A 26,300-nucleotide genomic window follows, 5' to 3' on the forward strand; every position below is an offset into this window, starting at 1 on the left:
CGAGGTTGCCCCGTGCATGTCGCGCAGATCAATTTCCTCCGCGCGCCGGCGGATTGCTCGGCCGAGGCGTTGTTCGATCGCTGGCCATCGCTGGCGGATATCCCGGAGGCGGCAGCGGCATCGGGATGGCGCGTGTCGGTGATCCAGCTTGCGACACAGCAGCGGCTACTCCAGCGCCATGGTATCGACTATCACTTCGTCGACCTGCGCGGACTGCGCTCGTCGGCCGCACGCGGCCGCTTCCTCGCCGACCTCGTCGCCGACATCGGCGGCCAGGTCGTGCACGTGCACAGCCTCGGCTTCGCCGCCGATGCCTTCGCGGTGGCACAGCGCCTGCCACGCGTACCTATCCTGATCCAGGACCATGCGGACCGACCGCCACGCTGGTGGCGTCGGCCACGCTGGCGCCGGTGGTACGCGGCGGCTTCGGGTATCGCTTTCACCTCGCCCGCACTGGCAGGGCCGTTCACCCGCGAGGGGCTGTTCGCCCAGCGCACGCGCCTGTTCGCGATTCCGGAGTCGAGCAGTCGCTTCCAGCCGGGCGATCGCCACGCCGCCCGTGCCGAGACCGGGCTGGACGGCGATCCCTGCGTGCTGTGGGTGGGCCATCTCAGTGATGGCAAGGATCCGTTGACGGTCCTCGAGGGCGTGGCGCGTGCGGCGCAACGGCTGCCGGGGATACGCCTGTACTGCGCGTTCGGTCGCGCTCCGCTGATGGACGCGGTGCGTCACAGGATCGATAGCGACCCGCGGCTCCAGGGCCGGGTACACCTGCTCGGCAACCAGCCGCATGCGCGCATCGAAACCCTGATGCGTGCTGCCGACCTGTTCGTGTCGGGAAGCCGCGCGGAGAGTTGTGGCTTCGCATTGCTCGAAGCCCTGGCCTGTGGCGTGACACCGGTCGTCACGGACATTCCGTCGTTTCGGTCCCTTACCGCGAATGTGGTCGGCGAGCTGTGGCCTTGCGGCGACGCCGGGCGGTTGGCCGAGTCCCTCGTGCGTGCGGCGGGCATACGGCCTTCGCGCGCGGACGTGCGAGCCTTCTTCGACGCGACGCTTTCATTTGCCGCGGTGGGCCGCCAATGGGCCGACGCGTATGCGCGACTGCTCGCCGACCGTCGGGAGGGACGCTCGTGAAGCTCGCGATCGTGGTCCCCGGCGGTATGGACCGCACGGGCGAGTACCGCGTGATTCCGGTCTTCCTCGCGCTTATCGCACGGCTTGCCCGTCACCACGAGGTGCATGTGTTCGTCCTGCACCAGGAGCCGTTGCCGGCGACCTGGTCGCTGCTGGGTGCAACGGTGCACAACATCGGCAACGGATGGACGCGCTTGCGCGCGATCGCGGCGCTTCGTGCGGAACACCGGGTCGCACCGTTCGCCGTGATCCAGGCGATCTTCTCCGGATCGTGCAGCCTCATCGCGGTCGCCGCGGCGAAGCTGCTGCGGCTGCCCAGCCTGGTCCACATCGCGGGCGGCGAGCTGGTCGCGTTGCACGCTATCGACTACGGCGGCAGGCGGCGCTGGAAAGGGCGGCTTCGCGAGGCCGTTGTCCTTCGTGCTACCGACGCGGTGTCCGCAGCCAGTGCCCCGATCGTCGATACGCTGGCTTTGCTCGGTATTCCGGCGCGACGCATCCCGCTCGGCGTCGATCTGACGGCGTGGCCCCCCCTCGCGCCACGTCGTCGCGCCGCGCCGCGCGCCAGGCTGATGCATGTCGCCAGCCTCAACCAGGTGAAAGACCAGACGACCTTGCTACGCGCGCTCGCCGCCTTGCGCGACGCCGGCGTGGATTTCGCGATGGACATTGTCGGGGTCGATACGTTGCAAGGTCGGATGCACGGACTCGCTCTTCAACTGGGACTCGAGGCTCACGTCCGTTTCCTGGGCTTCCGCACGCAGCGCGAACTGCGCCCGCTGATCGCCGCGGCCGACCTGCTGGTGATGTCGTCCGTCCACGAGGCCGGCCCGCTCGTCTTGCTCGAAGCGGCGGTCGCCGGCGTACCCACGGTGGGGACGGCGGTCGGTCATATCGCGGAATGGTCGCCCTCGGCGGCCATCGCGGTGGAGGTCGGCGACTGGGTCGGTCTGGCCGCCGCCATCCAGCGGGTGCTGGTCGACGAGGCCTTGCGTTGTCGCCTGGCCGAGGCTGCGCAGCATCGTGCTCTTGCCGAGGATGCCGACTACACCGCGCGGACGTTCGAGGCCCTGTACCGCGAACTGCTCGCGCGGCGCGGGGGTTCGGCTTAGGCCAGTGGCGCCGCCGGTTCGAGCGCGGCGCGTACGACGTAGAGCGTGTCCATGCGCGGCACCGGGCGGGTGAGCCACGTGAGCATGCGGCGACGATGACCCTGCGTCACCCAGCTCTGGCCCTGCAACCACACCTGTGTGCGGACCATGTCTGCCCGTTCTTTCACGCTTTCCGCCGAAGGCCGCAGACGATTGCGCAAGCAGCGCATCACTTCGCTCACGCTGCGCGACCACTCGACGCCGGGGAGCGCATGCAGCCACAGATCGGAGCAGGACACATCGGTCAGCGTCCAGCGACGCGACAGGGCGCGGAGCAGGGGTGGGCACTCGCGCTCGAGGCGGTCGAGCGTCGTCGGCGGGACCGCGTTCGGGTAATAGCGCGCGACCAGGCGCAGCGGCGGCAGTGCCCACCACGCGGAGCCGGTGCGGCCGTCGTCCCACAGGGCCTGCCAGTCACTGGCCACCATTCGCGTCGACAGCAGCGAGATGTCGTTGAGATGCATGAGCCGCACGCTGCGACCGCACACGTTGCCGGCGGCATGCAGCAGCAGGTGGCTCATCAAGGCGCCGTGCGACGGGTAAGGATTGAGGCCCGGACGCGGATGACGGGGATAGATCCGCGTGGTGATGTCGACGGTCGATACCGGGAGCCGCTCCTGGATACGCGTGTGTAACTCGATGTTGACCGGGGTGTCGCGGTGTTCGCCGAGGCCGACGAAATCGCTCCCGTCCACCGGCTTGAAGACGCGGTGCTTCCACTGCGCGAACGACTCCACGTAGCCCAGTTCCAGGAGCAGGGCGCTGGTCGGCCCGACATCCTCGTCGCGAACGAGGAGGTCGATATCGGCCATGGGCCGGTCGCCGGGTGCGTAGATGCCCAAGGCATGCAGTGCCGAACCTTTCAGCGGGACCACCGCCAGGCCGACGTCGCGCGCGCCTGAATCGATGCGCTCGAGCAGTGCGGCGATGCGGGCGTGACGCTGCTCCACGTGCTCGCGCTGCGCGGCGAGGAAACGCCGCCATGCCGGCTTCTGCCAGGTCGACAGCCGACTGAGCAGCGGAGACACGCCGTGCGCCACGGCCACGGCGGATGCGAGTCGCCATTCGAGGTCGGTCCATGCCGGCAACCGGCTACCCGGCCTGGCCAGGGCAAGCTCCGCGGCGAGTGCCTCGGTAGTGCGGTTCAGGCCACGACGGACGAGCTTCAGGGAGGGCATCATGGCGGCATCTACAGTAAGGGCAGGGCAATGGTCTGCATCGCGATGAACGGCGATGGCGTGGGTTGTTCGCTGCGATGTCCGGCTTCATCGGCGAACAGGGCGTTCCAGCGCGCTTCCAGCTGTGTATGCATCTCGTTGCGGCGCGCGGGCGATAGCGTCTCGCGCGACTGGCGCAGGTTGACCTGCTGGTGCAGGAGGTCGCGCATGCTGCGATAGAAGTCGGAGTCATACGCGCCGCGGAACATCATCGCGAGGTCGTTGCTGTCGCGCCAATGGGTCTTCCTGCCCAATTGCGCCTTGACTTCCTCGTAGAACTTCGTGCCCGGCAGTGGATACGACACGCTGACCCCGATGTCGTCCGGCGCGGCCTCCGCGACAAGATCGCGCGTCGCAAGCAGGTCGGTGAGCTGCTCGCCGAGGTAACCCAGCTGGATGAAGAAGCCGACGCGAACGCCGTGTTCGCCGAAGCGACGCCGCGCGACGATCAGCTCGGCCACCGTCGTGCCCTTGTTCATGCGGTCGAGCACGCGCTGGCTGCCGCTTTCCGCACCGATCCAGGCTTCGGCGCAGCCGGCCTCGGCAAGCGCGGCGACCATGCGCTCGCTGCCGAGGTCGGCGCGGGTCTGGATGGTGAAGGGCACGGAGCCATCGCTGTCACGCAGGTGCGCGGCGAAAGCCGTCACCCAGTCGACATGGAAGCCGAAGATATCGTCGGCCATCCAGATGTGGTCCGGGCGGAATGTCCGCTTGAGATAGGTCATCTCGGCGGCGACGTCCTCGGCGCTGCGTTGCTTGTAGTGGTTGCCCCAGATCGGCTTCGCGCACCAGTTGCAGCGGAACGGGCAACCGCGGGATGCCGCCATGTTGAGGCTGAAGTAGCCATGGCGTACCTGCCACAGCGAGCGGTAGCGATCGATGTCGACCAGATCCCAGGCCGGACGTCCGACCACACGTGGATCCGGCGGCACGGCGCCGAGCCGGACGAGCTGCGTCGCGCCGTCGACAAGGGTAGCGACGCCGGGGAGCCCGGCCGTCCAGCGCGCGGTATCGATATCCGGTGCTCGTTCGAGCCGGTCCACCAGGGCCGCCAGTGCGGCGATGCCTTCGCCGACGAGCACCGCGTCGGCGCCCGCGGCGAGGAAGGGCTCTGGCTGGTCGGACGCATCGGAGCCCGCGACGATGACGCGCGCGCCGTGGGCACGCGCCTCGGCGATCATCTGGCACGCCGCATCGCGCATGCGGCTGAGGCACATCTTGGTCAGGTAGTTGAAGTTGTCTTCGTAGATCACGACAAGGTGCGGACTGGCGGCGTGCAACGCGGCGGTGTAGTCCTCTACGCCCTCGGCCAGCATGGCGTCGAACAACGACAGTTCGTGGCCCATCTCCCTGAGCAGGGCGGCGACCTGGATGGTCGCCAGCGGGGGATAGGGCTTGCCACGTTCCCACTGCTTCGGATCGTATCGAAGGAAGTAGGAGTGGCCGACCTGGATCTTGAGCATGTCGGGGGGACCTCAATCGTCGCGTTGGTCAGTGAGTGCCCCGGCGTACGGCGACGGTTGCCTCCATCGCAAGCGCAACCTTTCCAGGGAAGCACCGCACCCACGGGCATAACTGCCGGGACGCCGCATGGCCCAGATCACCCTTCCGGGCATTGGCGACGTTGGCGCCGATCCCTTCTTCGAGCGCTCGCCTTATCCCTTCGCCATGGTCAAGACCATTCTCGGTGCGCGTTTCCGTTTCGACAGCACGCACTCCGCGCTGCTCGAGCCGGTAGAAGCGGCCTATGGCGGCATGCCGGCCGACGACCCCGATACGCCGTTGCCCGGCTTTCATGTGGAGCTACGGATGTCACCGCGCCGCGAGGCGACGATCGCGCACGAACCACCGCCGGTCGTCACGCAATCGGGTGCGGGGCTGCTCTGTGGGATCATGGATGCGTCCAACTACGTGATCGTCGATCACTCGCGGCAACGAGCTCTTGTCGTCGTCTCCGAAGACATGCTCGACTGGCCCTACCACGTACGTTACGAGCTCATCGAGTTCGCCGTCTTCCTGCTCGCCGCCCGCGGCATGGATCTGCTTCCGCTGCACGGCGCATGCCTGGGTCTGGATGGCCGGGGTGTCCTCTTGCTCGGCGCCAGTGGCGCGGGCAAATCGACGCTTGCCCTGCACGGCCTCATCGCTGGCATGGACTTCGTGGCCGAAGACGCGATCTTCGTCGACCCACGCAGCATGGAGGCGCGGGGGGTGGGTAACTTCCTCCATGTGCGCGAGGACGCCTTGCGCTTCATCGACGATGGCCCGTTGCGCCGTTGGATCGCGCACTCGCCGACGATCACGCGACGCAGCGGCGTGACCAAGTTCGAGGCCGATCTCCGCCAGGGCCACGGGCATGTCGCGACCTCGCCGTTGGCCTTGATCGGTGCCGTGTTCGTCTCGGCGGACGCGGCCGAGGATGTCGCCGACATGCTCAGGCCGCTCGATCGCGACGAGATAGCGGCGCGCCTTCTCGCCGACCAGCCTTACGCGGCCGGTCAGCCCGGCTGGCATCGCTTCGTGCATCGACTGGCGGAGATGGACGTCCAGCTGCTTCGACGTGGGCGTCATCCGCTCGCGTCGGTCGATGCCCTGCGACAGTGGCTGGCTTCGAGCCAGGTGGCGAGCGCCTGACCGTGGCCAGCGCGACCTCCGGTGCGGGTCTGCATGCCCTCCTTCGCTCGCTGGTCGCGACACTTCCGCGCGCCGACCGCTGGAGGATCGCTGTCTATGTCGCGCTCTCATTGGCCGCGGCGCTTGCCGGCGCGCTCGCCGCCATTCTGCTCGTACCGCTGGTCCAGCCGGGTGCACGGCTGCCATTCGAAGGTCGCTGGTTCCCTGCGTCGATCGGTGCCGGCGGGCGCACGGCCGCGTTCACCGGCGTGACGGCGGCTTTCGCACTGCTGCGCTGGCAGGCGTCACGTCTGGGCGCGCGTCTCACCGGTCGCTACGGCATGCGGCTGCGTTGCCAGGTCCATGCACGCCTCGTCGCCGCCGACATCGGCCCGTTGGCCGACGCCAGTTCGGCGGAAATCGCCAACGTTCTCACCTACAACACCGAGATCGTGGTGCAGGGATTCAGTGCCTTGCAGCAGCTGCTTGTCGCCGGCGTCACCGCGGCGATCAGCCTCTCGTTGGCGTTCTGGGTGTCGCCGCCGCTGCTCCTTCTGGCGCCGCCGCTAGGCATCCTCGCCTTGCTTGCATCGCGTTTCCACGGTCGCGAGCAGGTCGAGGTGAGTCGACGGTACGTGGCGGACATGACGCGCCTGTTCTGGCATAGCGAGGATTTCCCGAGGCGCTTGCGTCACGTGCGCTCGTTCGGTCGTGAGGACGCGGAATCCGACAGCTGGAGCGAGGTGTCGGCGGCCCTGGCGCACGGCTATGCCCGTCAATTGGAGCTTATCGCCTCGGGGCGGCTGGTGCTCGAGTTGCTGGCGGTGGGCGGTATCGCCGTCCTGTTCCTTTTGGCGCAAGGCTGGCACGGTATCGACAGGGGCGCCTTGATCGCGGTCTGTCTCTTGCTCGGCCGGCTGTTGCCCTACCTGGTTTCCACCCGGCAGAGTCTCCAGCAGATGCGTTCGGCGGCACCGGCCTTCGCGCTGTGGCAGCGCTACATGCGCACGCCGGGCGCGGTAGCGCCTGCGGCGACGACACGACCGACGCTACCGGCCTGTGGCATCCACGTCGGGCGCATCCACGTGTCGCCACCGCTGCCGGGCATCGACTTTGGCGATCTCGTGATGCGTCCCGGCGAGCTCGTGCTCATCCGGGGCGATTCCGGTATCGGCAAGAGCAGCCTCGTCGATGTCCTCGCCGGGATGGCGCGCCCGGTGGTGTTCGACGTGGACATCCAGGGACGCCGCATCGACTACGACGCGTATCGCGCGTACGTCGCCCATGGTGCCTACGTGAGCCAGAGCGTGCGGCCGTGGCAGGCGACGATCGGCGACTGCCTGCGCTGGGCGGCGCCGGCGGCAACGGACGAGGAGTTGCATGGGGTGTTGCGCGACGTCGGCCTGGACAAACGCCTGGAAACCGCCCTGCACGACAACTCCAGCCGCCTCTCCGGTGGTGAACTCCAGCGCCTGCTACTCGCCCAGGTGATCCTCCACGAGCCGACGGTGGCCGTGCTGGACGAGGCCACCGGAGCACTCGATGCGGCATCGGAACTCGCCGTCCTCTCGGCCGTGAAGCGCCGATTGCCACGCGCCCTGCTGCTCGTCGTCTCCCATCGGGAAGGTGTCGCGGTGCTTGCCGACCATTGCGTGACGATCGGCCCCACCTTTCGGTCTATTGTCCCTTCACGCGCGGGGGCCTAACGTCGGCATCGTCAACCGGGGGGAAGGCCATGTACGTCACCAGGAAATCCATTGCCATGCTGGCCGGGCTCGTACTCGCCCTGGCCGGCGGCCGGCTTCAGGGCCCGGGCCAACCGTCGTTCGATGCGGTTGCCGCGGTGCATCGCAGCGACTTCTGGAGCACCGACCCCTGCGGACCGCACCGCCCCATGGCCGCCGTCTGTCGCATGCTCCGCCCCGTTCGCGGCTGAGCCTCCGACTGAGCTAGGCTAGCGCCGGATCACTGGGGAATCCTATGCGCAGTCTGTTCGCCATCGCGACCGTACTCATCCTGGGCGCCGCACCGGCCCACGCCGGGCGTGTGGTCATCGAGGTCGTGGACACCAGCGGCCATCCCATCGCGGACGCGGTGGTCAGCCTCGCGCCCATGCCCGGCACCACGCCGCGCGCGATCGTGCCGGCCACCCGCTACGTGGACCAGAAGGACGAGACCTTCCTTCCCTACGTCACCGCGTTGCACCCCGGCGACAGCGTGATCTTCCGCAACAGCGACACCACGCGACACCACGTCTACTCGTTTTCGGACATGGTGAAGTTCGAATACATGCTCGGCCCGGGGGAGAGCTCCCCTGCGCTGGCGATGACGAATCCCGGCAACGCCGCGGTCGGTTGCAACATCCACGATCAGATGCTCACTTACCTCTACGTGACGAAGGATCCCGAGATGGCGACGACCGACGCACAGGGCAGGGCCAGCATCGAAGGCGTCATGGCCGGACAGTACCGGGCGCATGCCTGGCATCCGCAACTGCGCCCTGGCGTGACCCTGCCGATCCAGGGTGTCACCGTCGGCGACGCGGTGCCCGCCACCGTCCATTTCAACCTCGCCTTGCTGCCCGATCCACGTGGCGCGATGGATCGCGAGCACCTCGGCTACTGAGCGGACCATGCCGGTCCTCGGCTTCCGCACCCGGCTGGCACTCTTCTTCGTTGCCACGCTGGTCCTTGTCCAGGGCCTCACGGCTATCCTGGCCTACGACGTCGCACGCCGTCAGTTGATCGACGAAGGCGGTCACCAGTTGACTGCGAACGCCACCGCTTTCGTGGCGCAGATGAACGATCTCTCGGCGAGTGTCGCCAATGGCGTGCAGATCATGTCGTTGGACTACGGGCTGCGCTCGGCCATCGGTGCGCGCGACAAGGAAACCATTCTCTCGGTGCTGCGCAACCACGGCCGTCGGGTCGGCGCATCGCGCATGCAACTGCTCGATCTCGACGGCAAGGTCCAGGCCGATACCATGGCCGCCGCCGACGACGCCCGGCCGTTCGCGTTTCCCGACCTGCTGAGCCGTGCCTTCTCCGAGCGCACCGCCGCCGTTGCGGTGGTCGATGGGAAGGCCTACTGGGTCGTCGTCGTGCCGATCTATGCGCCGCAGCCGGTCGGACTGGTGGTCGCCAGCATTCCGGTCGACGACGCGATGATCGCGCATATGCAGCAGCTGTCCGCGTTGCCTCGCGACATCGAGCTCGCCACGCCGAGCAGCGCCGGTCACTATGCGGTGATCGCTCGCGGTAGCAGCCATTCCGAGCTGACGGCGAGTTTTTCCTCGACCGATCGTTCGCTGCCGTCGCGGCCCACGGCCGTAACCATCGGCGGTCGCGACTATCTGGTGTTTGCCCAGTTGCTCCGCCAACCCAAGGGCAGCGGGGCCGTGTACGCGGTGCTCGGCTATTCGCTCGACGATGCGCTTCGCCCGTATAAGGCGGTATGGAATGCATGGCTGGTCCTGCTCGCCATGGGTCTGGCGGCCGGACTGCTCGTCGCCTGGCTGGTGGCGCGGGGCGTCTCGCGTCCGGTGGAAGCGCTGGCGGCCGCGGCGCGGCGGATCGCCGGTGGCGACTACCGCGACGCACCCGAGGTGCATCGGCGCGACGAGATCGGCGAACTGGCGAAGGCGTTCCGCACCATGGGCGACGCGGTGCGCGAACGCGAGCTACGCATCCGGCATCAGGCGATGCATGATGGCGTGACCGGCCTGCCCAATCGCGCGGCCGCCGAGGAAGCGGTGGACCAGGATCTGGCGACCGCGCCGGGCCAGCAAGGCGCCTTGCTGATCGTCGGCGTCACGCGCCTGCCGGACATCATCAAGACCATCGGCCACGCGTTCGCCGACCGCCTCATGCGCGACGCCGGCCAACGCGTGGGTCAGGCGGCCGGCACGCACTACGTCGCGCGTGCCACGGATACCCAGTTCGCCGTATGGCTTCGCGGGGCGGACCGTACCGAGGCGATCTCGGTCGCGTTCCGCGTGATGGATGCGCTCGGCCAGCCTTACCAGGACGCCGAGGTGAATATGGATATGGGCCCGGCGGTGGGCATCGCCCTGGCGCCCAGCCATGGCGAGCGTGCGGCGACCCTGCTACGTCGCGCCGAGGTGGCGGAATTCGCCGCGGTAGGCTCGGCGCGAGGCGTCGACGTCTACGATCCCCGCGCCGATCCGCATCGGCCGGAGCGTCTGTCGCTGATGAGCGAGCTGCGTGCGGCGATCGACGGCGACGCGCTGGAACTCTATTACCAGCCACAGCGGCGCCTCGTGGATGGTCGCATCGACGGCGCGGAGGCGCTGGTCCGCTGGCCGCGCCCGGGGCGCGGCATGGTCTCGCCCGAGCAGTTCGTCGCCGTGGCCGAGGAGACCGGCAACATCGGCCGGCTGACCCGCTGGGTGCTGGAGCGCGGCATCGCCCAGGCGGCCGAACTCGACCGTGGCGGACAAGGCATGCGCATCTCGATCAACCTCTCGGCGCGCGACATCGGCGATATCGAGTTGCCCGATCGCGTCGCCCACCTGCTTCAGGTCCACCGCCTGCCGGCCACGTCGCTCATCCTCGAGGTGACCGAGAGCGCGGTGATCGGTGAACCGGAGGCCGCGCTTCAAGTCCTCCGGCGGCTGGCCGATATGGGTATCGACATAGCGATCGACGATTTCGGGGTCGGCCAGACCTCGTTCGCTTACCTGCGCCGCCTGCCCGTCCGGGAACTGAAGATCGACAAGATGTTCGTCCAACACCTCGCCACCGATGAAACCGACCGCGTGATCGTCCGATCGCTGGTCGAGCTCGGCCATCGCCTGGGTTACCGGGTGACCGCCGAAGGCGTGGAGGACGAGGCGACCGTCGCCTTCCTCGGTGAGGTCGGTTGCGATCATGTGCAGGGATTCCACGTCGACCGGCCGATGACGTTCGCGGCCCTGGTCGCGCGCCAGGGAGCGCAAGGCGTGGGATCCGCGTGAGTCGACTCCGCCGCGCCCTCGCCGCCATCGCCGTCTGCGTCGTTGCGCCCTTCGCCAGCGCGCAGGAGGTGAAGGTGCACGCGTACGCGGATGCGCGTCTGGTCGATGCCGCCAACGACCCGAGCTTCGTCAACGGAGGCCCCGGACGCCTGCGCTATGGGGATGGCGATACGAGGGCGCGGTTCGGCGCCGCCGCCCTCGTCGTCACGGCACAAGTCACCCCGGCCTTGTTCGCTCTTGCCGACGTACAGCTGCAACAGACCGATCACGCCAGTCCGCAGCTGATGGAGGCTTTCCTTCGCTACCGCCCGCTATCGCTGTCGGCATGGCGGGCGTCGCTGAAGGGCGGTCTGTATTTCATCCCGATCTCGCTGGAGAACGACGGTATCGGCTGGACCAGCCCGTGGACCGTCACGCCCTCGGCCATCAACAGCTGGGTCGGGGAGGAACTGCGTGGCCTGGGCGCCGAAGCCCGTGAGGAATGGCGCGGCGACAACGGGACGCTCGGCCTTGGCGGCGGCCTGTTCCGGCACGGCGATCCGGCAGGGAACATCCTGGCCACGCGGGGCTGGTCGTTGAGCGACCTCGTGTATGGCGTGGGCGGGCGGTTGCGCGAGCCGTCCGAGGAGGACGGTGGTCGCCAGGCGTATGCGCCCTTGCAGAGCGTCGGTGGTCGCACCGGGTGGTATGCCGACACCCGCTGGACGAATGCCGCCGGCCTGGATCTGCGCCTCCTGCGCTACGACAACCGCGCGGACCCCCACGCCCACGAACTCTATGCCGGGGGCGACAAGCTGTTCGCCTGGCGCACGCGCTTCTGGTCGGTGGGCGCGAAGTTCGCCACCGGTCCGGTGACCTGGATCGCACAAGGCATGGATGGCGATACCGACGTGCAGCCACGACAGAACATCGTCCGCACCCATTTCCAGTCGGGCTTCCTGCTTGCCGGCTGGAACCGTGGCGCCTGGCGTCCGACCTTGCGCGTGGAACGCTTCCGCACCTGGCCGTCGGGCGAGCGTGGCCGTGCGGTCACCGCCGCACTGAACTGGCGGCCGAGCGACTGGCTACGCCTCACCGCCGAGTGGCTGCACGTCGCTGCCACTCGCGACGCTCGTGCAGACGTGGGACTCTCGCCCCATGAACGTGGCAACCAGCTGCAGCTGCTGGCGCGGGTGATGTATTGATATGAGCGAAGGCGACGACGTGACGCAGGATGTCTGGGAGCGCAAATACCATCTTGCCCTCGAGCGGATGGAGCGCGACGAGCAGGACTTCCGCAAGCTCGAAGAAGGCTTGCGGCGACTCGTGTTACGCCTGGTCGCGCTGGCCCGCGGGCAGAGCACGCAAGCGGACCGCTTGCTCGACCAGCTTGGCGACGACCTGCGCCACGTCTCGTCCCCCGATACCCTCGAGCCTTTGCTCGACGCGTTGGCCGAGGCGGTTACGGCGCTGGAGCCGCGTGAAGCGTCGGCGCGGGAACCGGGTGACGACACGGTCACGCTCGTAGGCGCCACGCGGGACGTCGCCGAAGACAGCCGCGCGGACAGGGTCGCGATCGAAACCTTGCGCCAGGTCCTCCAACGCATCGTCCTGGCGCCCACCCTCGCCGGCCGTGCCGACGAACTGCGGGCCGCGCTGATCGATGCGCACGATACCGACGCAGTCGCCGCGGCCGCGAACGCTCTGGCCGATCTGGTCAACCTGCAGCGCGACGCCCTGAAGCACGATATCGCCCGACTGCAGGACCTGCTTGCCGACGTCAGCGGCAGGCTCGGCGACATGACTCGCTATCTCGTGGCGGAGACCGAGAACATGGCCGCCGCCGACGAACAGGGGCGCGACCTGGATGCCACGGTGCGCGAGGAAATGCGCCTTCTCGTCGAGCAGACGCAGGGCGCCACCGACCTGGACACCTTGCAGGCCCAGGTCAACGCGCGTCTCTCCCTGATCGACGAACATTTCCGCGCGTTCCGCGTGCGCGAAGACGAGCGGCTGGCGACGTACCGCGATCGCGCCGCACGCATGAAGGATCGCGTCGAAGAGCTGGAAACCCAGGCTACCTCCCTGCAGGACTCGCTGCGCCGGGAACACGAACTGGCTCTCACCGATCCGCTCACCGGGCTGCCGAACCGCCTTGCCTACGAGCGTCGGATGGCCGAGATCGAGCGCGATGTGCGAGAGCATCGTGGCGTCGCCTGCGTGGGCGCCTTCGATATCGATCATTTCAAGGTGATCAACGACAGCTTCGGTCACGCCGCGGGCGACGCGGTGCTCCGTATCGTCGGCCAGACGCTCACGCGTGAACTGCCCGAACCGGCCTTCGTCGCCCGTTACGGCGGCGAGGAGTTCGTCGTGGTCTTCGCCGGCATTTCCGCCGAGGAGGCGGTGACCGCCGCCCAGGCATTGTGCGAGACGGTCGCGGCGCTCGCCTTCCACGCCAGTCAGAAACCGGTGACGGTGACGATGTCCGGCGGCGTCACGCGTTTTCTCCCCGACGACACCGCCGCAACGGTTTTCGATCGCGCGGATCGTGCGCTCTACGCCGCCAAGCGGGCAGGGCGTAATCGCTGCCTGTTGCTCTGAGTCGAGCGAACAGCCACGGTGGGACCCATACACCCGCTATGGGACCCACACAGCCCCTGTGGGACCCACACAGCCCCTGTGGGAGCCGCTTCAGCGGCGAAAGGGATCGCCCCTGCGCCCCAAGCAGCCACTGTGGGAGCCGCTTCAGCGGCGATGCTTCCGCGAAAGCCCCAAGAGCCAACCCGACCGCGACGCCCGGGTTCGGCAACATGATGTGTAAACGGCAGCGCTGTCGTGAGCGGTTTGATTAGCAAGAAGACGCTCCGGAATGGAGGTATCGACCGCAAGCTGCCTCGAGCGGTTTCGGCACGCATTTGCGCTATACCTACAAGGGTGATGGCCACCATGGAGGGATGCGCATGTCAGCAAGGCCGATGTCGGCTCCGACGGGTTACGAAGTGCTTGCCGCCACGTTACGCCACTGGGGCATCGGTCTATGCGCCGGTGTAACCGGCGGCGGTGTGATTCATCTACTGAAACACCTGCCGCCGTGGAGCGCGCCGTCCCCTTCGCGGGACATGCTGCGGTTCTTCTCGATCGGCGAATACGCGGCCGGATTCATTCCTCTTGGTCACTTTCTCGCTACCGGGAGGCCGGCCGCTGCCATCGCCACCACCGGAGCCGCCACGAAGCTGCTCGCCTGCGGTCTCTCCGATGCGAAATTGCATGACATTCCGGCCGTCTACATCGTTCCCGTATCGCCTTCTTCGGCCGAGGGATGGGGACCACTGCAGGACACGTCGATCCACGGTAGTAACATCGTCGAGCAGCTGAGGGCCGAACTCGGCGGGAACGTATTCGTTCTGGACAGTGCGAAAGCGCTTAACGGCCAGCTGCTTCGGGCGGGGGAGGTCGTGTCCGGGGGCCAGCCGGTCGTACTCGTCCTGGTGGACGAAGCGCTTCGGAAGTCCCAGGTCGCACCGCCTCGGCAACGCGCGAAACGACAAGTACATGCCGATGGCGATGCCGTTGACGCCTTTGTCCGTGCTTTGCGCACCCGTAGTGACAGACGACGAATCGTCGTCCTGGTGGGTGAGGAACTGTCGCGCATCGAAGGTGCCTCGTCCTTGACGACGCGCTTTTGCGAGGCTGTCGCATCGCCCCTGATCTGGAGCATCAATGGCGCCAACGGTGTGGCGCGCGACAACCCCTACGGATACGGATACATCCTGTTCGGCGGAAACGACGAAGCCACCGCGTTGTGGCGCTCGCTTGGCGAGAACGACGTCCTCCTGGTGCTCGGTGCGGTTCCTGACGAATACACCACGAATCTCGATCCCGTCGGTGTCCACTCGGTTTTCATCGTTACCGGTAAGGAGAGTGGGTATGGGATCGGTTCGGGCGGATTCGCCCGTTGCGTCGAAGGCGCCAGCTATTGGTTACGTGCACCCTTGGCGGAAGCCCTCGAAGCCATGCTCGAACGATTGCTCGAAGAACCTCTCAGGCACAGGCCTGCCGCCATCGCACCCGCGGAGCTGAATGCCGGACCCTACGCGACTGCCTCCGCTGGCCATGTCGACCTCGTCGATCTGTACCGACGTCTGGACGCGTGGTGGCCCGAGGGGAGCATAGGCTTCGACGATGTCTGTCTTGCCTACAAGGATCGTCAATATGTCACCCAGCGACCCAACCCGAATATCCGGTTTCACAGCTTCTATCGCGGATCCGCCATGGGGGGCGCGTTCGGCGCGGCCGTAGGTGCGAGTCTTGGTGCACCAGACGCGCACGTGTTCGCCTTCACTGGCGACGGGTGTTTTCGCCTGTTCGCCGGTTACCTCGGTGAAGCACGTCACCTGGGTCTGGTGGTGTTCCTGCTGAACAACGGGACGTACGCCATCGTCGAGCAAGGGCTCGGCAAGATTCTTGACGACGTTCCTCCAGAGCGTTACCACGCCGACCTCGAAAAACTCGACTACGCCGGGATCGCGCAAGCCTGTGGCTGGGACGCTTTTCGGCTTCGCGCCGATCTCTCCAACCTGGACGAGCTACTCACCCGATGCCTCTCACATCCGCAGCGCTCCATCCTCGTCGATATACCGGTCGATGGGCGACAGGAACTCGGGAAGAACCCTCGGCTGCGTAACCTCTGAGCGCTGCGTGTCGCGTTGAAGGCAGGGCATTCTCATGAGGCCAACGATCCCGTTCGACATCATCCGCCTGGTGGACGATTCCTATCGGCGCTGGATGGGTCACCCGCTCGAGACGCCTGTGTCGGTGCGACAGTGCCGATTGCTATGGCTTCATAGGGAAGCCCGATTCGGTCTCATGGCTCACAGCGCCGAGGTCGATCCTTGTTTCATCTACGCGAACAGATCGGCCCAGGGCCGTTTCGGCTATTCGATGGGTGAATTGCTTCGGCTTCCTTCGCGCCTCAGCGCGCCGGCGGAAAGTCGCGGCGACCGCGCGGCTTTCCTTCGGGCGCTCGAAGAACACGGCATCGCCCACGGCTACTCCGGAATACGAGTTGCCAAGGACGGTACAACGTTTCGCATTCACGATTGCTCGGTCTGGGAGCTTCACGACATGCATGGGCGTCGCCGTGGACAGGCGGCGCTGTACAGGTTCGAGGACGATGCCGGCGGTGAAACGTCCGCTTGATCATCGCGGGCCGCCGGCGTCCCCTTGCAGGCGAATCAGTCGCGGCGGGCGAGGAGCATGCCGACCAGGATACCGACGCCGAAGCCGCTCAGGATGGCACCGAGGGGGCGATGGGCGATCACGTCGCGGGCGGTGTCGACCGCCTCGCCGGCCTTGGCCTGGACACGGCCGGCCGTCTCGCGGATGGCGCCTTCGGCTTCGAGGCCGTGGTCGCCGGCCAGGGCGCCGGCGGCCCGCTGGACGCGTCCGCCGATGGTGTTGGCTGCGCCACGGATCTGGTCTTCTGTCATGGTCCCGCTCCTCCGGTGATTGAAGAGCAGAAGGTGACGGTCCGGAAGTGCACGCCGCGACAAGACGCCGTCAAGCGCATGCTTTCACCGGTTCCATGCGGCGACGCGTCATAATGGTGCACCTCGCGCCGAAGAAGGGGCTCCGCGCCCATGGAAGCCACGACAGACCAGCGGTCCGAAGCCGGCGCCGCGGCCCACCCGGAGGCCGTGATCGAGCGGGCCGGGGTGCGCTTCAGTGTCCTCACGCCACGGCTCGTCCGGCTGGAATGGAGTGCCACCGGCGCCTTCCGGGACAGCCGCACCCAGGTCGTGGTGCATAGGGCGCTCGACGTGCCCCGCTTCCGGATTGCCGAAGACGAGCACTCCCTCGAGATCGACACCGGTGCGCTCCGGCTTCGCTACCGGAAGGGCACCGGGCGCTTCACCGCTGCCAACCTCGCCATCGTGGTCCGCCAGGGCGATGGCGACCTCTCCTGGAAACCCGGCGATGTCCAGAAGGCCAATCTCGGCGGCACCTACCGCACGCTCGACCGCTACGACGGCGACACCTGGCAGGACGGCAGCAAGCTGCCGATCGAGGAAGGACTGATCGCGCGCGACGGCTGGCACGTGGTCGACGACACCGAAGGCTTCGGCATCGATGACCAAGGCTGGGTGCTCGAACGTCCGGCCGGCGAGCGTCAGGACCTGTATTTCTTCGGCTACGGCCACGACTACCGTGCCGCCCTGGCCGACTTCGCCGCCATCGCCGGGCCCCAGCCGATGCCGCCTCGCTTCGTCTTCGGCTACTGGTGGTCGCGCTACTGGAATTACACGGACGAGGAACTCCGCACGCTGGGGGCGCGTTTCGTCAAGGAGCGTATCCCGCTCGACGTGCTGGTGCTCGACATGGACTGGCACACCACGCCAGGACTCTCGTTGCGGCCGGGCCACGAGCAGAAGGATGTCTTCGGCGAGCAGTCGGGCTGGACCGGCTACACCTTCAATCGGAGCCTGTTTCCGGACCCCAAGGCTTTCATGCGCTGGGCCCACGGACAGCACCTGCGCGTGACCCTCAACCTGCATCCGGCCTCCGGCGTGCTGCCGCACGAAGAGCAGTACGAGGCGATGGCGAAGGCGTTGTCGTGGGACACCTCGACGCAGGCGGCGATTCCTTTCGAGGGCACCTCGAAGCCATACATGCGTGCGCTGTTCGACACGGTGCTCCACCCGCTGGAGAAGATCGGCGTCGATTTCTGGTGGCTCGACTGGCAGCAATGGCCGGAATCGAAGGCGTATCCCGGGCTGTCCAATACGTGGTGGCTGAACCACACCTTCTTCACCGAGATGCAGCGCGAAGGCGACCACCGTGGACTGATCTACCACCGCTGGGGTGGCCTGGGTAATCACCGTTATCCCATCGGTTTCTCGGGCGACAGCGTGATCTCCTGGGATTCTCTGGCCTTCCAGCCGCACTTCACGGCGATGGCGTCCAATGTCCTTTACGGCTACTGGAGCCACGACATCGGTGGGCATACGTTCCATAAGCACATCCCCCGGCCCGAGCGGCATCTTGAGCCCGAGCTGTATGCGCGCTGGATGCAGCTGGGCACCTTCAGCCCGGTGCTGCGCACGCACTCGGCGAAGGAAGCCAGCCTGCACAAGGAGCCGTGGCACTTCGGGCCGCCTTATGGCGACGCGATCTTCGCCGCGATCCGCCTGCGCTACCAGCTCGCGCCCTATATCTATGGCGCCGCGCGCCACGCCTACGATACGGGCCTGTCGATCGTGCGGCCGATGTACTACCACTGGCCCGAGCACGAAGCGTCGTACAACCATCCGGCGCAGTACATGTTCGGCAACGATATCCTTGTCGCGCCGGTGACGGAACCGGTGGGCGACGACGGCGCGGCCGCTTTTCCCGTCTGGCTGCCACCGGGCCTATGGTATAGCCGCGACGGCGCGGAGTCCTTCGAAGGCGGGCAGATGATCGAGCGACACTACACGCTCGAGGAGATACCGATCTTCGTACGTCCCGGCAGCGTCGTGCCTTTGTACCCCGAGGGCATGAGCAACCTTGCCAGCGTGCCCGACGCGCTGATCCTGCAGGTGTTTCCCGGCGACGAGGGCGCCACCGAACTCTACGACGACGACGGCGAGACCCAGGGTTACCAGCGCGGCGAGTTCGCGCGCACGTGTGTACGCAGCCGTCGCGGCGATCGCGCGCAGCGCGTTCACATCGACGCCATGCGCGGGCAGTACAGGGGCCGGCCCGCGACGCGTTCGTACATCGTGGAGCTGCTCGACGCAGGCATTCCGGAAAGCGTCGAGGTGAACGGTGTGCGCCTGCCGTACGGCGCGTCGCCCAAGGCGCGGACCTGGCTGTTCGACACGGCGTCGCTCTGCATCCGCGTCGACCTCGGTCCGGTCTCGCTGGATGAACCGCAGGACATCGTCGCCCGCTTCACTCCCGAACATACGATGCCGGTCGGCCTGCTCCATCGGATGCGGCGTGCCGGGATCGCCGTGGCGTACCTGAAGCAGGTCTGGGGAGATATCTCGGCCCTTCCCGACGACGTCGATCTCGCAGGCCAGGCGGCGCGCGTGCTGGGCTATGCGGTGGAGGAGGGCGACGACGAAGGTCGCGCCCAGCGGTTCATGGATGCCGTCCTCGCCTTCGAAGCGCGTTTCCGCGGTTTGCCGGCGAGCGTGGATGCCACGCCGATCGACGCGGCTTTCAAGCGTACGTTCGCCAGCCTGTTGGGGCGCTGAGCGTTGCGTCGCCTGCTCTGCGTCCTGCTCACGATGCTCGCCTTCGCGGCGCAGGGGCAGGCCGTGGTGCGGGTAGGCTCGAAGGCGGATAACGAAGGCGCGGTGCTCGGGCAGATCCTGTTGCAGGTGCTGCGCCGCGACGGCGTTCCGGTCGTCGACCGCACCCAGCTCGGGCCGACTTCCATCGTGCGTCGTGCCCTGCTCAATGGCGACCTGGACGTCTATCCGGAATACACCGGCAACGCCGCATTCTTCTTCCATCGCGAGAGCGATCCCGCGTTTCGCGACGCGCCGAAGGCGTATGCGCTCGCCGCCTCGCTCGATCTCGCCGCCCATCGCCTGGTCTGGTTGCGCCCGGCGCCGGCCGACAACCACTGGGCGATCGGCGTGCGCGGTGACGTGGCGCGTGCTGCGAAGCTCGCGACGCTCGACGATTTCGCACACTGGGTAACCCGTGGTGGCGACGTACGGTTGGCCGGCTCCGCCGAGTTCGTGGAAAGCGACGCGGCCTTGCCGGCATTCCAGTCGGCTTACGGCTTCACGCTGCGTGGCGACCAGTTGCTGGTGCTCGCCGGCGGGGATACCTCGGCGACGATCAAGGCCGCTGCCGAAGGCATATCGGGTGTCAACGCGAGCATGGTCTACTCCACGGATGGCGCCATCGCCGTCACCGGGCTGACCGTGCTTGCCGACCCTCGACATGTGGAAATGGTTTACCAGCCTGCGCCGGTGGTACGCGAGGATGTGCTGCGCCGTTATCCGGCCATGCGGCGTTCGCTGGAAGCCGCCTTCCAGCCGTTGACGGTGGACGTGCTGCGCAAGCTCAACGCACGCACACAGATCGACGGTGAGGATCCGGCCGTCGTGGCCCGCGACTTCCTGCGCGACGCGGGCCTGCTGCGATGAACCGGCGCGCGTTGCCGGTGGCGGTGCTGGCGGGCGCCGGCCTTTTCGCCGCGCTGGCCCTCCCTTTCCTGTACCTCACGCCGAACCGGTTGCTGAGCGGTGCGCCGCACAGTCCGCAGGCGCTGGCACTGGCCGCGACGTGGGCGCTGGTAGCGGCCTTCGGCACGACGAGCGCAAAGGGAGGCCCTGTGGCCGTTGCCTCGATGGCGTGGCTGCTCATTGCCGGGTTGCCCCTGCTGGCGAGTATCGACGCGCATTCGCTGCTTCTCACGACGATACCCAGTGCGCGCGTGCCGTTGGGTGCGGGATTCTGGTCGATGTGGCTCGCGGCGGTTCTGCTCATGCTCGACCGCTTGCGCGACGTGCGCATGGCCGGACGGATCGGCGCTTGGCTTTCGCTGCTGGCGGCACTGGTCGCGATGGGGCTCGGTGGATGCTTCGACACCTTGGCCCTGGTCCGTGAATTCCATGCGCAGCGTGGACCCTTCATGGATGCATTGCTCACGCATCTGGTCCTGGCCGCGACCACGCTCGTGCTGGCGCTCGTCGTCGGCGTTCCCCTGGGCTGGTGGGCATGGCGCACGCGACGAACGGATGGCCTCGTGGTCGGCGGGCTCGCCTTCCTGCAGACAGTCCCGTCGCTTGCCCTCTTCGCGCTGCTGATCGGGCCTTTCGCCTGGCTGGCGCAGGCATGGCCAGCGCTGGGCGCGATCGGCTTCGGTGGCACGGGTGCCGCGCCGGCGGTCTTCGCCCTCGTGCTGTACGCGCTGTTGCCGGTGGTGCGCTATACCGTCGCCGGCCTGGGGGCGGTGCCGGCGGATGCGCGTGACGCGGCGCGCGGCCTGGGCATGAGTCGAGTGCAGTTGCTGGCGCGCGTGCAGCTGCCCCTGGGCTGGCCGGTGTTGCTTGCCGGCCTGCGCATCGTCGCCGTGCAGACGATCGGCCTGGCCGCCGTCGCCACGCTGATCGGTGCCGGCGGACTCGGCCGCTTCGTCTTCCTCGGCATCGGCCAGGGCGCCAACGACATGGTGATGTTGGGTACGCTGGCCATCATCGCGCTGGCGCTGGTCGTCGATCTTCTCTTCCAGGCCATGCTCGCCCTTACGGAACGCCGCCCATGATCGAGTTCGACCACGTCCACAAGCGCTTCGGCGAGCACGTCGTCATCGACGACCTCTCGCTTCGCGTGGAGGACGGCGAGTTCTTCGTCCTCGTCGGGCCTTCGGGCTCGGGCAAGTCCACCCTGTTGCGCACGGTCAATCGCCTGGTCCACATCGATAGGGGCAGCGTGCGTATCGATGGCGTGGACGTGGCTACCCAGGAGGTCGAGACGCTGCGGCGCGGCATCGGTTATGCGATCCAGTCCGTGGGTCTGTTCCCGCACCGCACCGTCGGCGAGAACATCGCCACGGTGCCGCGGCTGCTGGGCTGGTCGAGCGTCGACATCCGTGCACGCGTGGCCGAGCTGCTGGCGCTACTCAAGCTGGACGAGCCCGCTTTCGCCGATCGCTATCCCGACACGCTCTCGGGAGGGCAGCAACAGCGTGTCGGTGTCGCGCGTGCGCTGGCGGCGCGGCCGCGCATCGTGTTGATGGACGAGCCGTTCGGTGCACTCGACCCGGTGACGCGCGAATCGTTGCAGGCCAGCCTGAAGGCGATCCAGCGCGATACGGCCACGACGATCCTGTTCGTCACGCACGACATGGACGAGGCGTTCGGCCTCGGTCAGCGCGTGGCGCTGATGCTCGACGGCAAGGTCGCCCAGGTCGGTACGCCGCTCGAACTCATCCGCCATCCGGCGAACGAACGCGTGCGTGAATTCGTCGGCGGGTCGCGCGCACGCCTGCGCGAACTGGCGGTGCGCCGCGTGCGCGACAGCATGCGCAAGGACGAGCGTGCCGATGGCGATGCCGTCGACGGCGGCGCCTCGCTGCAGGACGCGCTCGGCGCCATGCTGGCCCAGGGGCGCGATCGTCTGCCCGTGTCCGAAGCCGGGCAGCCTGCCGGCGCAATCCTGCTGGCCGATCTCGTGGCCTTGCGCGAGTGAAGGCGATCGTCGCCCCGTTGCTGTTGGTCGTCCTGCTCCTCGTGCTGCCCCATAGCGCGCCGTGGTTCCACGCCTGGCTGCCGTCGCTATCGCATCCGCTGTACGCGCGCACGTCGTTTCTTGTGTTGACGCTGTCGCATCTGTGGCTGGTCGTCCTGGCCACCCTGATCGCGGTCGCGGCGGGTCTCACGCTGGGCGTGCTGGCGACGCGACCTCGCGGCCGCGAGTTGCTGCCGACCGTGCGTGCCGTGGCGGTGATCGGGCAGACGTTTCCGCCGGTTGCCGTGCTGGCGATCGCCGTGCCCTTGCTCGGTTTCGGTGCCGCGCCGACGCTGCTGGCATTGACGCTGTATGGGGTGCTCCCGGTGCTCGGCCAGACCGTGGCAGGCCTGGACAACGTACCGCCGGCCGCGCTGCACGCGGCGGACGGCATGGGCTATGGTCGCTGGCGACGCCTGTGGGAGGTGGAATTGCCGCTGGCCGCCGCGCCGATCATGGCCGGCGTGCGCCTGTCGGCCATCGTCGGTGTCGGCACCGCGACGATCGGTTCGGCCGTGGGCGCGACCACGTTGGGCTCGCCGATCGTGGAGGGGCTGGTGGGGAACAATACGGCGTATGTGGTGCAGGGGGCGCTGCTGGTCGGCGCGTTGGCGCTTTCGATCGACGGTTTGCTCGGAACCCTCGAGCGGCGAATTCGCCGGCAAGGCTGATCGCCGCTGAAGCGGCTCCCACACATAGCCTGGCCAGTGCTCCCACACATAGCCGGGCCAGTGCTCCCACACAAGCCGGCCGGTGCTCCCACACATAGCCTGACCTTGCTTTGTGTGGGAGCCGATTCATCGGCGATGCTCTTACGACTTCGGCATGGCCGAATCCCTTACCAGATCTTCACCCGCTGCTTCGGGTCCAGGTACAGCTTCTGCCCCGGCTTCGGCTGGAACGCGTCGTACCAGGGATCCAGGTTGCGCACGGTCTGCGCGCGGAACTCGCCCGGTGCGTGACCGTCGCCGATCACCTGTGCGCGCAAGGCCGCGTCGCGCGTCTTCGTCCGCCATGACTGGGCGAAGGCGAGGAAGAAGCGCTGGTCGCCGCTCATGCCGTCGATCACCGGCGCGGGCTTGCCGTGCAGGCTCTCCTTGTACGCGGCAAAGGCGATGGTCAGGCCGGAAAGGTCGGCGATGTTCTCGCCAAGCGTCTGCTGGCCGTTGATGTGCAGGCCGGGTAGGGGCTCGTACTGGTTGAACTGTTCGACGAGGCGCTGGCCGGCTTCCTTGAAATGCTTCTGGTCGGCATCGGTCCACCAGTTGGCGAGGCGGCCCTGGGCATCGAACTCGGCACCGGTGTTGTCGAAGCTGTGGCTGATTTCATGGCCGATCACCGCGCCGATCGAGCCATAGTTGGAGGCGGGGTCCGCCTTCGGATCGAAGAACGGCGCCTCGAGGATCGCCGCAGGGAAGTTGAGCGAGTTCTGCAGCGGCAGGTTCACCGCGTTGACCGTCTGCGGCGTCATCCACCATTCGTCGCGATCCACCGGCTTGCCGAGCTTTGCCAGTTGGTGCTGATATTCGGCCATCTCGGCGCGCTGGTGATTGCCGAGCGCGTCGTCCGGCCGGATCTCCAGCTTCGAATAATCGCGCCACGTATCCGGGTAGCCGACGCCGACCTTGATCGTGGCGATCTTCGCCTTGGCCTTCTGCCGGGTCTCGGGCGACATCCAGTCCAGCGTGTCCACGCGCGCGTCGAAGGCCTTGAGGATGTTCTTCACCATGTCCTGCACCTGGGCGCGGGAGGAGGCGGGGAAGTAGCGCTTCACGTAGATCTGGCCGACGGCATCGCCAAGGTCGGCGTTGACGCGACCGATACCACGCTTCCAGCGTTCACGCTGTTGCGGCGTGCCGGTGAGCGTCTTGCCGTAGAAGCCGAAGGCGAGATCGTCGTAGGCCTTGGGCAGCAGGCCACTCGCACCGGCATTGATCGTGTGGAAACGTAGCCAGGCCTTCCAGGTGTCCAGCGGCTCGCTGGCGACCAGCGCGGCGAACCGGGTCACTGTCGCCGGCTGCCAGACGATGAAGGTCGGCTGGTCGTCGAGGTGGGCCGCCTTGAAATAGGCGTCCCAATCGATTCCCGGCGCCTTGCTCGCGAAGGCCGCGCGCGGCCACGGGTTGTTCGCCTTGTGGATGTCTTCGCTTTCGACGATGGAGGCCTGGGCCTGGGCGATCTTCGTCTCGAGGGCAAGGATGGCTTTCGCCTTGCCGGCGGCATCGGGCGTGCCGGACTGCGTCAGCACGGCTTCGACGTACGCGGCGTACTTGGCCCGCGTGTCGGCCATGTCCTTATCGGTCTTCAGGTAGTAATCGCGGTTGGGCATGCCCAGGCCGCCCTGCAGCAGGTACGGCATGTTCTTCGAGGGATCTTCCAGCCCCTGGGCGACGAACAGGCCGAGGAGGTGCTCGGTGTCCAGGTGGGTCGCATTGATCGGATCGACGTCGGCGCGCAGCTGTGCGCCGAGCGCGGCCGACAGGCCGTCCTTGTCCTTGATCGCGTCGATCGAGGCAAGCGCGGGCGCGAGGGGCTTCAGTCCCGCTTTCTCGATGCCGGCCTCATCCATGTAGGCCTTGTAGTAGTCGGCGATGAGGCGCTGTTCGCTGCCCGCCGCAGGATGGCCTTCGCCTGCCGCCTTGATCAGTTCGGCGTTGCGCTTTTCGGCTTTCTGGAATACCTCCAGGAACACGCCGGTGCTGGCCCGGTCGGCCGGAATCACCGCGGTTTTCTTCCAGGCGCCATTGGCGTAGCCGTCGAAGTCGTCACCTGGCTGCACCGAGTGATCGATTCCCTTCAGGTCCACCCCGACGGGTGCGCCGGCGGCGAGCGCGCCGGTGGAAGCGAGGCCACACACGATGGCGGCGGCGAGGATGCGGTTGATCGTGACCATGGAAGGATGTCCTGGCATTCGGGATGCCAACGATAGACCCCGCGGTGACGACTGTGTCCATGACGAATGGGCTACACGCAAGCGGCCTCTGCGACGGCCGCCATGGCCGAAATTGCCGAAAATGTGCCGTAGCGATTGTGCCCTAATGGTCGTCCGGCCCCGCAACGGGGCCGGCAAGGCGGGCCGCGGGTCGCCCGGGCCTGCCTCGACCTTCAATTGGCAGCAGATCCTTTGGGAGATCTATATGAACGCTCGTTTCGAACTGACCGGCTCACAGACCGACATCGCCAGCTATCCGCTCTGGGCACAGGACATGGTTTCGTCCTGCGAGGACACACGGCGGCAGATCGTCGGCCATGAGATGTGGTCGGCGATGATCGCCGCCACCCTCGATCCGGAAACCACCCGCAACTTCATGATCGGTGTCTGGCCGGTCATCGAACGCTTCCCCGGCTATATGTCGCACAGCCTCCTGAAGACGCGTTACGGCCGCAGCCCGGGCGACGACCTCGCTCGCCGCTGGCTGGTGCGTAACATCCGGGTGGAACAGAATCACGCCGAGTACTGGCTGAACTGGGCCGAGAGCGCCGGGGTGTCCCGCGAGGACGTGCTCCGGGCCGAACCGCCCAAAGGTACGCAGGCCCTGGCCCAGTGGTGCGAGGAAGTGAGCCGTGACGATTCGCTGGCCGCGGGTATCGCCGCGACCAATTATGCGGTGGAGGGGGCAACCGGCGATTGGTCGCAAATCGTCTATGAAAGCGTGACCTACGCCGAAAGCCTGCCGATTACGGGCCGCAAAGCCGGGCTGCGTTGGCTTCAGCTTCACGCCGCTTATGACGATACACATCCGTGGGAAGCGCTGGAGATCGTCTGCACCCTGCTGGGGACGAATCCTCCGGTGGACCAGATCGAGCACATCAGGGAATGTGTCCGTCGCAGCTACGTCAGCATGAGTATTACGCTGGATCGGTGCATGGATGCCACGGCGTCGATCCGCAAGTGGAACGAGGCAGCCGCGTAACTCGCAAGTTGGGCACCATGTGGCGCACTATCACGACCGGATGAGGATCTGAGGAAGCGATGCAACGCGTTGAGGCCAA

Annotated in this window: 21 protein-coding genes; 17 read left to right on the forward strand and 4 right to left on the reverse strand. The window is 67.2% G+C overall.

Annotation, left to right across the window (positions count from 1 at the left end; all coding sequences use genetic code 11):
- Positions 1-12 precede the first annotated feature (12 nt).
- Together VM621_RS17070 and VM621_RS17075 are read left to right on the forward strand one after the other, a co-directional pair.
- Positions 13-1,137, forward strand: coding sequence for a glycosyltransferase family 4 protein (locus tag VM621_RS17070; protein WP_325470162.1), 1,125 nt, complete (start codon positions 13-15; stop codon positions 1,135-1,137).
- Complete coding sequence (locus VM621_RS17075) at positions 1,134-2,249, forward strand: glycosyltransferase family 4 protein (protein ID WP_325470163.1); 1,116 nt, start codon at positions 1,134-1,136, stop codon at positions 2,247-2,249. Before VM621_RS17070 ends, VM621_RS17075 begins: the two co-directional genes overlap by 4 nt.
- Here VM621_RS17075 and VM621_RS17080 read toward each other — a convergent pair.
- Positions 2,246-3,469 carry a nucleotidyltransferase family protein gene (locus VM621_RS17080; protein ID WP_325470164.1) on the reverse strand — a complete coding sequence of 408 codons (1,224 nt, stop codon included), beginning with the start codon at positions 3,467-3,469 and terminating at the stop codon, positions 2,246-2,248. The genes VM621_RS17075 and VM621_RS17080 overlap by 4 nt on opposite strands.
- 8 nt (positions 3,470-3,477) lie before the next feature.
- Positions 3,478-4,968 carry a radical SAM protein gene (locus VM621_RS17085; protein WP_325470165.1) on the reverse strand — a complete coding sequence of 497 codons (1,491 nt, stop codon included), beginning with the start codon at positions 4,966-4,968 and terminating at the stop codon, positions 3,478-3,480.
- A gap of 127 nt (positions 4,969-5,095) precedes the next feature.
- On the opposite strand from VM621_RS17085, the gene VM621_RS17090 reads away from it, so the two are divergent.
- From VM621_RS17090 to VM621_RS17130, 9 genes are all read left to right on the forward strand, one after another.
- On the forward strand, positions 5,096-6,139 hold the full coding sequence (locus VM621_RS17090; RefSeq protein ID WP_325470166.1) for a serine kinase: 1,044 nt from the start codon (positions 5,096-5,098) through the stop codon (positions 6,137-6,139).
- Positions 6,106-7,824, forward strand: coding sequence for an ABC transporter ATP-binding protein (locus tag VM621_RS17095; RefSeq protein ID WP_325470167.1), 1,719 nt, complete (start codon positions 6,106-6,108; stop codon positions 7,822-7,824). Before VM621_RS17090 ends, VM621_RS17095 begins: the two co-directional genes overlap by 34 nt.
- A gap of 29 nt (positions 7,825-7,853) precedes the next feature.
- Positions 7,854-8,054, forward strand: a complete 201-nt coding sequence (locus tag VM621_RS17100) for a hypothetical protein (RefSeq protein ID WP_325470168.1) — start codon at positions 7,854-7,856, stop codon at positions 8,052-8,054.
- Positions 8,055-8,098: 44 nt separating this feature from the next.
- Positions 8,099-8,743, forward strand: a complete 645-nt coding sequence (locus VM621_RS17105) for a methylamine utilization protein (protein ID WP_325470169.1) — start codon at positions 8,099-8,101, stop codon at positions 8,741-8,743.
- A 7-nt stretch (positions 8,744-8,750) separates the two neighbouring features.
- Complete coding sequence (locus VM621_RS17110; protein ID WP_325470170.1) at positions 8,751-11,093, forward strand: putative bifunctional diguanylate cyclase/phosphodiesterase; 2,343 nt, start codon at positions 8,751-8,753, stop codon at positions 11,091-11,093.
- Entirely contained in the window at positions 11,090-12,277 is a 1,188-nt protein-coding gene (locus tag VM621_RS17115; RefSeq protein WP_325470171.1) for a hypothetical protein, read from the forward strand. The genes VM621_RS17110 and VM621_RS17115 overlap by 4 nt, the downstream gene beginning before the upstream one ends.
- 1 nt (position 12,278) lies before the next feature.
- Positions 12,279-13,676 (forward strand): diguanylate cyclase, encoded by a 1,398-nt coding sequence (locus VM621_RS17120; protein WP_325470172.1) that lies wholly within the window; start codon positions 12,279-12,281, stop codon positions 13,674-13,676.
- Positions 13,677-14,035: 359 nt separating this feature from the next.
- Positions 14,036-15,766 (forward strand): thiamine pyrophosphate-dependent enzyme, encoded by a 1,731-nt coding sequence (locus VM621_RS17125; protein ID WP_325470173.1) that lies wholly within the window; start codon positions 14,036-14,038, stop codon positions 15,764-15,766.
- A gap of 34 nt (positions 15,767-15,800) precedes the next feature.
- Positions 15,801-16,274 carry an MEKHLA domain-containing protein gene (locus VM621_RS17130; RefSeq protein ID WP_325470174.1) on the forward strand — a complete coding sequence of 158 codons (474 nt, stop codon included), beginning with the start codon at positions 15,801-15,803 and terminating at the stop codon, positions 16,272-16,274.
- 35 nt (positions 16,275-16,309) lie between these two features.
- On the opposite strand, the gene VM621_RS17135 is transcribed toward VM621_RS17130, so the two are convergent.
- A complete protein-coding gene (locus tag VM621_RS17135; protein ID WP_325470175.1) occupies positions 16,310-16,564 on the reverse strand; it encodes a CsbD family protein in 255 nt (84 codons plus the stop codon).
- A gap of 150 nt (positions 16,565-16,714) precedes the next feature.
- On the opposite strand from VM621_RS17135, the gene VM621_RS17140 reads away from it, so the two are divergent.
- Genes VM621_RS17140 through VM621_RS17160 form a run of 5 tightly spaced genes read left to right on the forward strand, consistent with a single transcriptional unit; the run spans position 16,715 to position 22,978 of the window.
- On the forward strand, positions 16,715-19,315 hold the full coding sequence (locus VM621_RS17140; protein WP_325470176.1) for a glycoside hydrolase family 31 protein: 2,601 nt from the start codon (positions 16,715-16,717) through the stop codon (positions 19,313-19,315).
- Between the two features lie 3 nt (positions 19,316-19,318).
- Positions 19,319-20,221 carry a glycine betaine ABC transporter substrate-binding protein gene (locus tag VM621_RS17145; RefSeq protein ID WP_325470177.1) on the forward strand — a complete coding sequence of 301 codons (903 nt, stop codon included), beginning with the start codon at positions 19,319-19,321 and terminating at the stop codon, positions 20,219-20,221.
- On the forward strand, positions 20,218-21,342 hold the full coding sequence (locus VM621_RS17150) for an ABC transporter permease (protein ID WP_325470178.1): 1,125 nt from the start codon (positions 20,218-20,220) through the stop codon (positions 21,340-21,342). Before VM621_RS17145 ends, VM621_RS17150 begins: the two co-directional genes overlap by 4 nt.
- Positions 21,339-22,268, forward strand: coding sequence for an ABC transporter ATP-binding protein (locus tag VM621_RS17155; protein WP_325470179.1), 930 nt, complete (start codon positions 21,339-21,341; stop codon positions 22,266-22,268). Before VM621_RS17150 ends, VM621_RS17155 begins: the two co-directional genes overlap by 4 nt.
- Positions 22,265-22,978 carry an ABC transporter permease gene (locus tag VM621_RS17160; protein ID WP_325470180.1) on the forward strand — a complete coding sequence of 238 codons (714 nt, stop codon included), beginning with the start codon at positions 22,265-22,267 and terminating at the stop codon, positions 22,976-22,978. The genes VM621_RS17155 and VM621_RS17160 overlap by 4 nt, the downstream gene beginning before the upstream one ends.
- A gap of 167 nt (positions 22,979-23,145) precedes the next feature.
- On the opposite strand, the gene VM621_RS17165 is transcribed toward VM621_RS17160, so the two are convergent.
- On the reverse strand, positions 23,146-25,200 hold the full coding sequence (locus VM621_RS17165) for a M13 family metallopeptidase (protein ID WP_325470181.1): 2,055 nt from the start codon (positions 25,198-25,200) through the stop codon (positions 23,146-23,148).
- 244 nt (positions 25,201-25,444) lie between these two features.
- Between VM621_RS17165 and VM621_RS17170 the strand changes: the two genes are divergently transcribed.
- A complete protein-coding gene (locus VM621_RS17170; RefSeq protein WP_325470182.1) occupies positions 25,445-26,221 on the forward strand; it encodes a TenA family transcriptional regulator in 777 nt (258 codons plus the stop codon).
- The last annotated feature ends 79 nt before the right edge of the window (positions 26,222-26,300 follow it).

Origin of the sequence: Luteibacter sp. (assembly GCF_035539195.1) — a bacterium.
Lineage (GTDB): Bacteria > Pseudomonadota > Gammaproteobacteria > Xanthomonadales > Rhodanobacteraceae > Luteibacter.

Bases quoted from the DNA above. Each gene is read 5' to 3' on its own strand.
- VM621_RS17080 (WP_325470164.1), bottom strand. From the start codon at position 3,469: ATGATGCCCTCCCTGAAGCTCGTCCGTCGTGGCCTGAACCGCACTACC.
- VM621_RS17085 (WP_325470165.1), bottom strand. From the start codon at position 4,968: ATGCTCAAGATCCAGGTCGGCCACTCCTACTTCCTTCGATACGATCCG.
- VM621_RS17090 (WP_325470166.1), top strand. From the start codon at position 5,096: ATGGCCCAGATCACCCTTCCGGGCATTGGCGACGTTGGCGCCGATCCC.
- VM621_RS17100 (WP_325470168.1), top strand. From the start codon at position 7,854: ATGTACGTCACCAGGAAATCCATTGCCATGCTGGCCGGGCTCGTACTC.
- VM621_RS17105 (WP_325470169.1), top strand. From the start codon at position 8,099: ATGCGCAGTCTGTTCGCCATCGCGACCGTACTCATCCTGGGCGCCGCA.
- VM621_RS17110 (WP_325470170.1), top strand. From the start codon at position 8,751: ATGCCGGTCCTCGGCTTCCGCACCCGGCTGGCACTCTTCTTCGTTGCC.
- VM621_RS17120 (WP_325470172.1), top strand. From the start codon at position 12,279: ATGAGCGAAGGCGACGACGTGACGCAGGATGTCTGGGAGCGCAAATAC.
- VM621_RS17125 (WP_325470173.1), top strand. From the start codon at position 14,036: ATGTCAGCAAGGCCGATGTCGGCTCCGACGGGTTACGAAGTGCTTGCC.
- VM621_RS17130 (WP_325470174.1), top strand. From the start codon at position 15,801: ATGAGGCCAACGATCCCGTTCGACATCATCCGCCTGGTGGACGATTCC.
- VM621_RS17135 (WP_325470175.1), bottom strand. From the start codon at position 16,564: ATGACAGAAGACCAGATCCGTGGCGCAGCCAACACCATCGGCGGACGC.
- VM621_RS17140 (WP_325470176.1), top strand. From the start codon at position 16,715: ATGGAAGCCACGACAGACCAGCGGTCCGAAGCCGGCGCCGCGGCCCAC.
- VM621_RS17150 (WP_325470178.1), top strand. From the start codon at position 20,218: ATGAACCGGCGCGCGTTGCCGGTGGCGGTGCTGGCGGGCGCCGGCCTT.
- VM621_RS17155 (WP_325470179.1), top strand. From the start codon at position 21,339: ATGATCGAGTTCGACCACGTCCACAAGCGCTTCGGCGAGCACGTCGTC.
- VM621_RS17165 (WP_325470181.1), bottom strand. From the start codon at position 25,200: ATGGTCACGATCAACCGCATCCTCGCCGCCGCCATCGTGTGTGGCCTC.
- VM621_RS17170 (WP_325470182.1), top strand. From the start codon at position 25,445: ATGAACGCTCGTTTCGAACTGACCGGCTCACAGACCGACATCGCCAGC.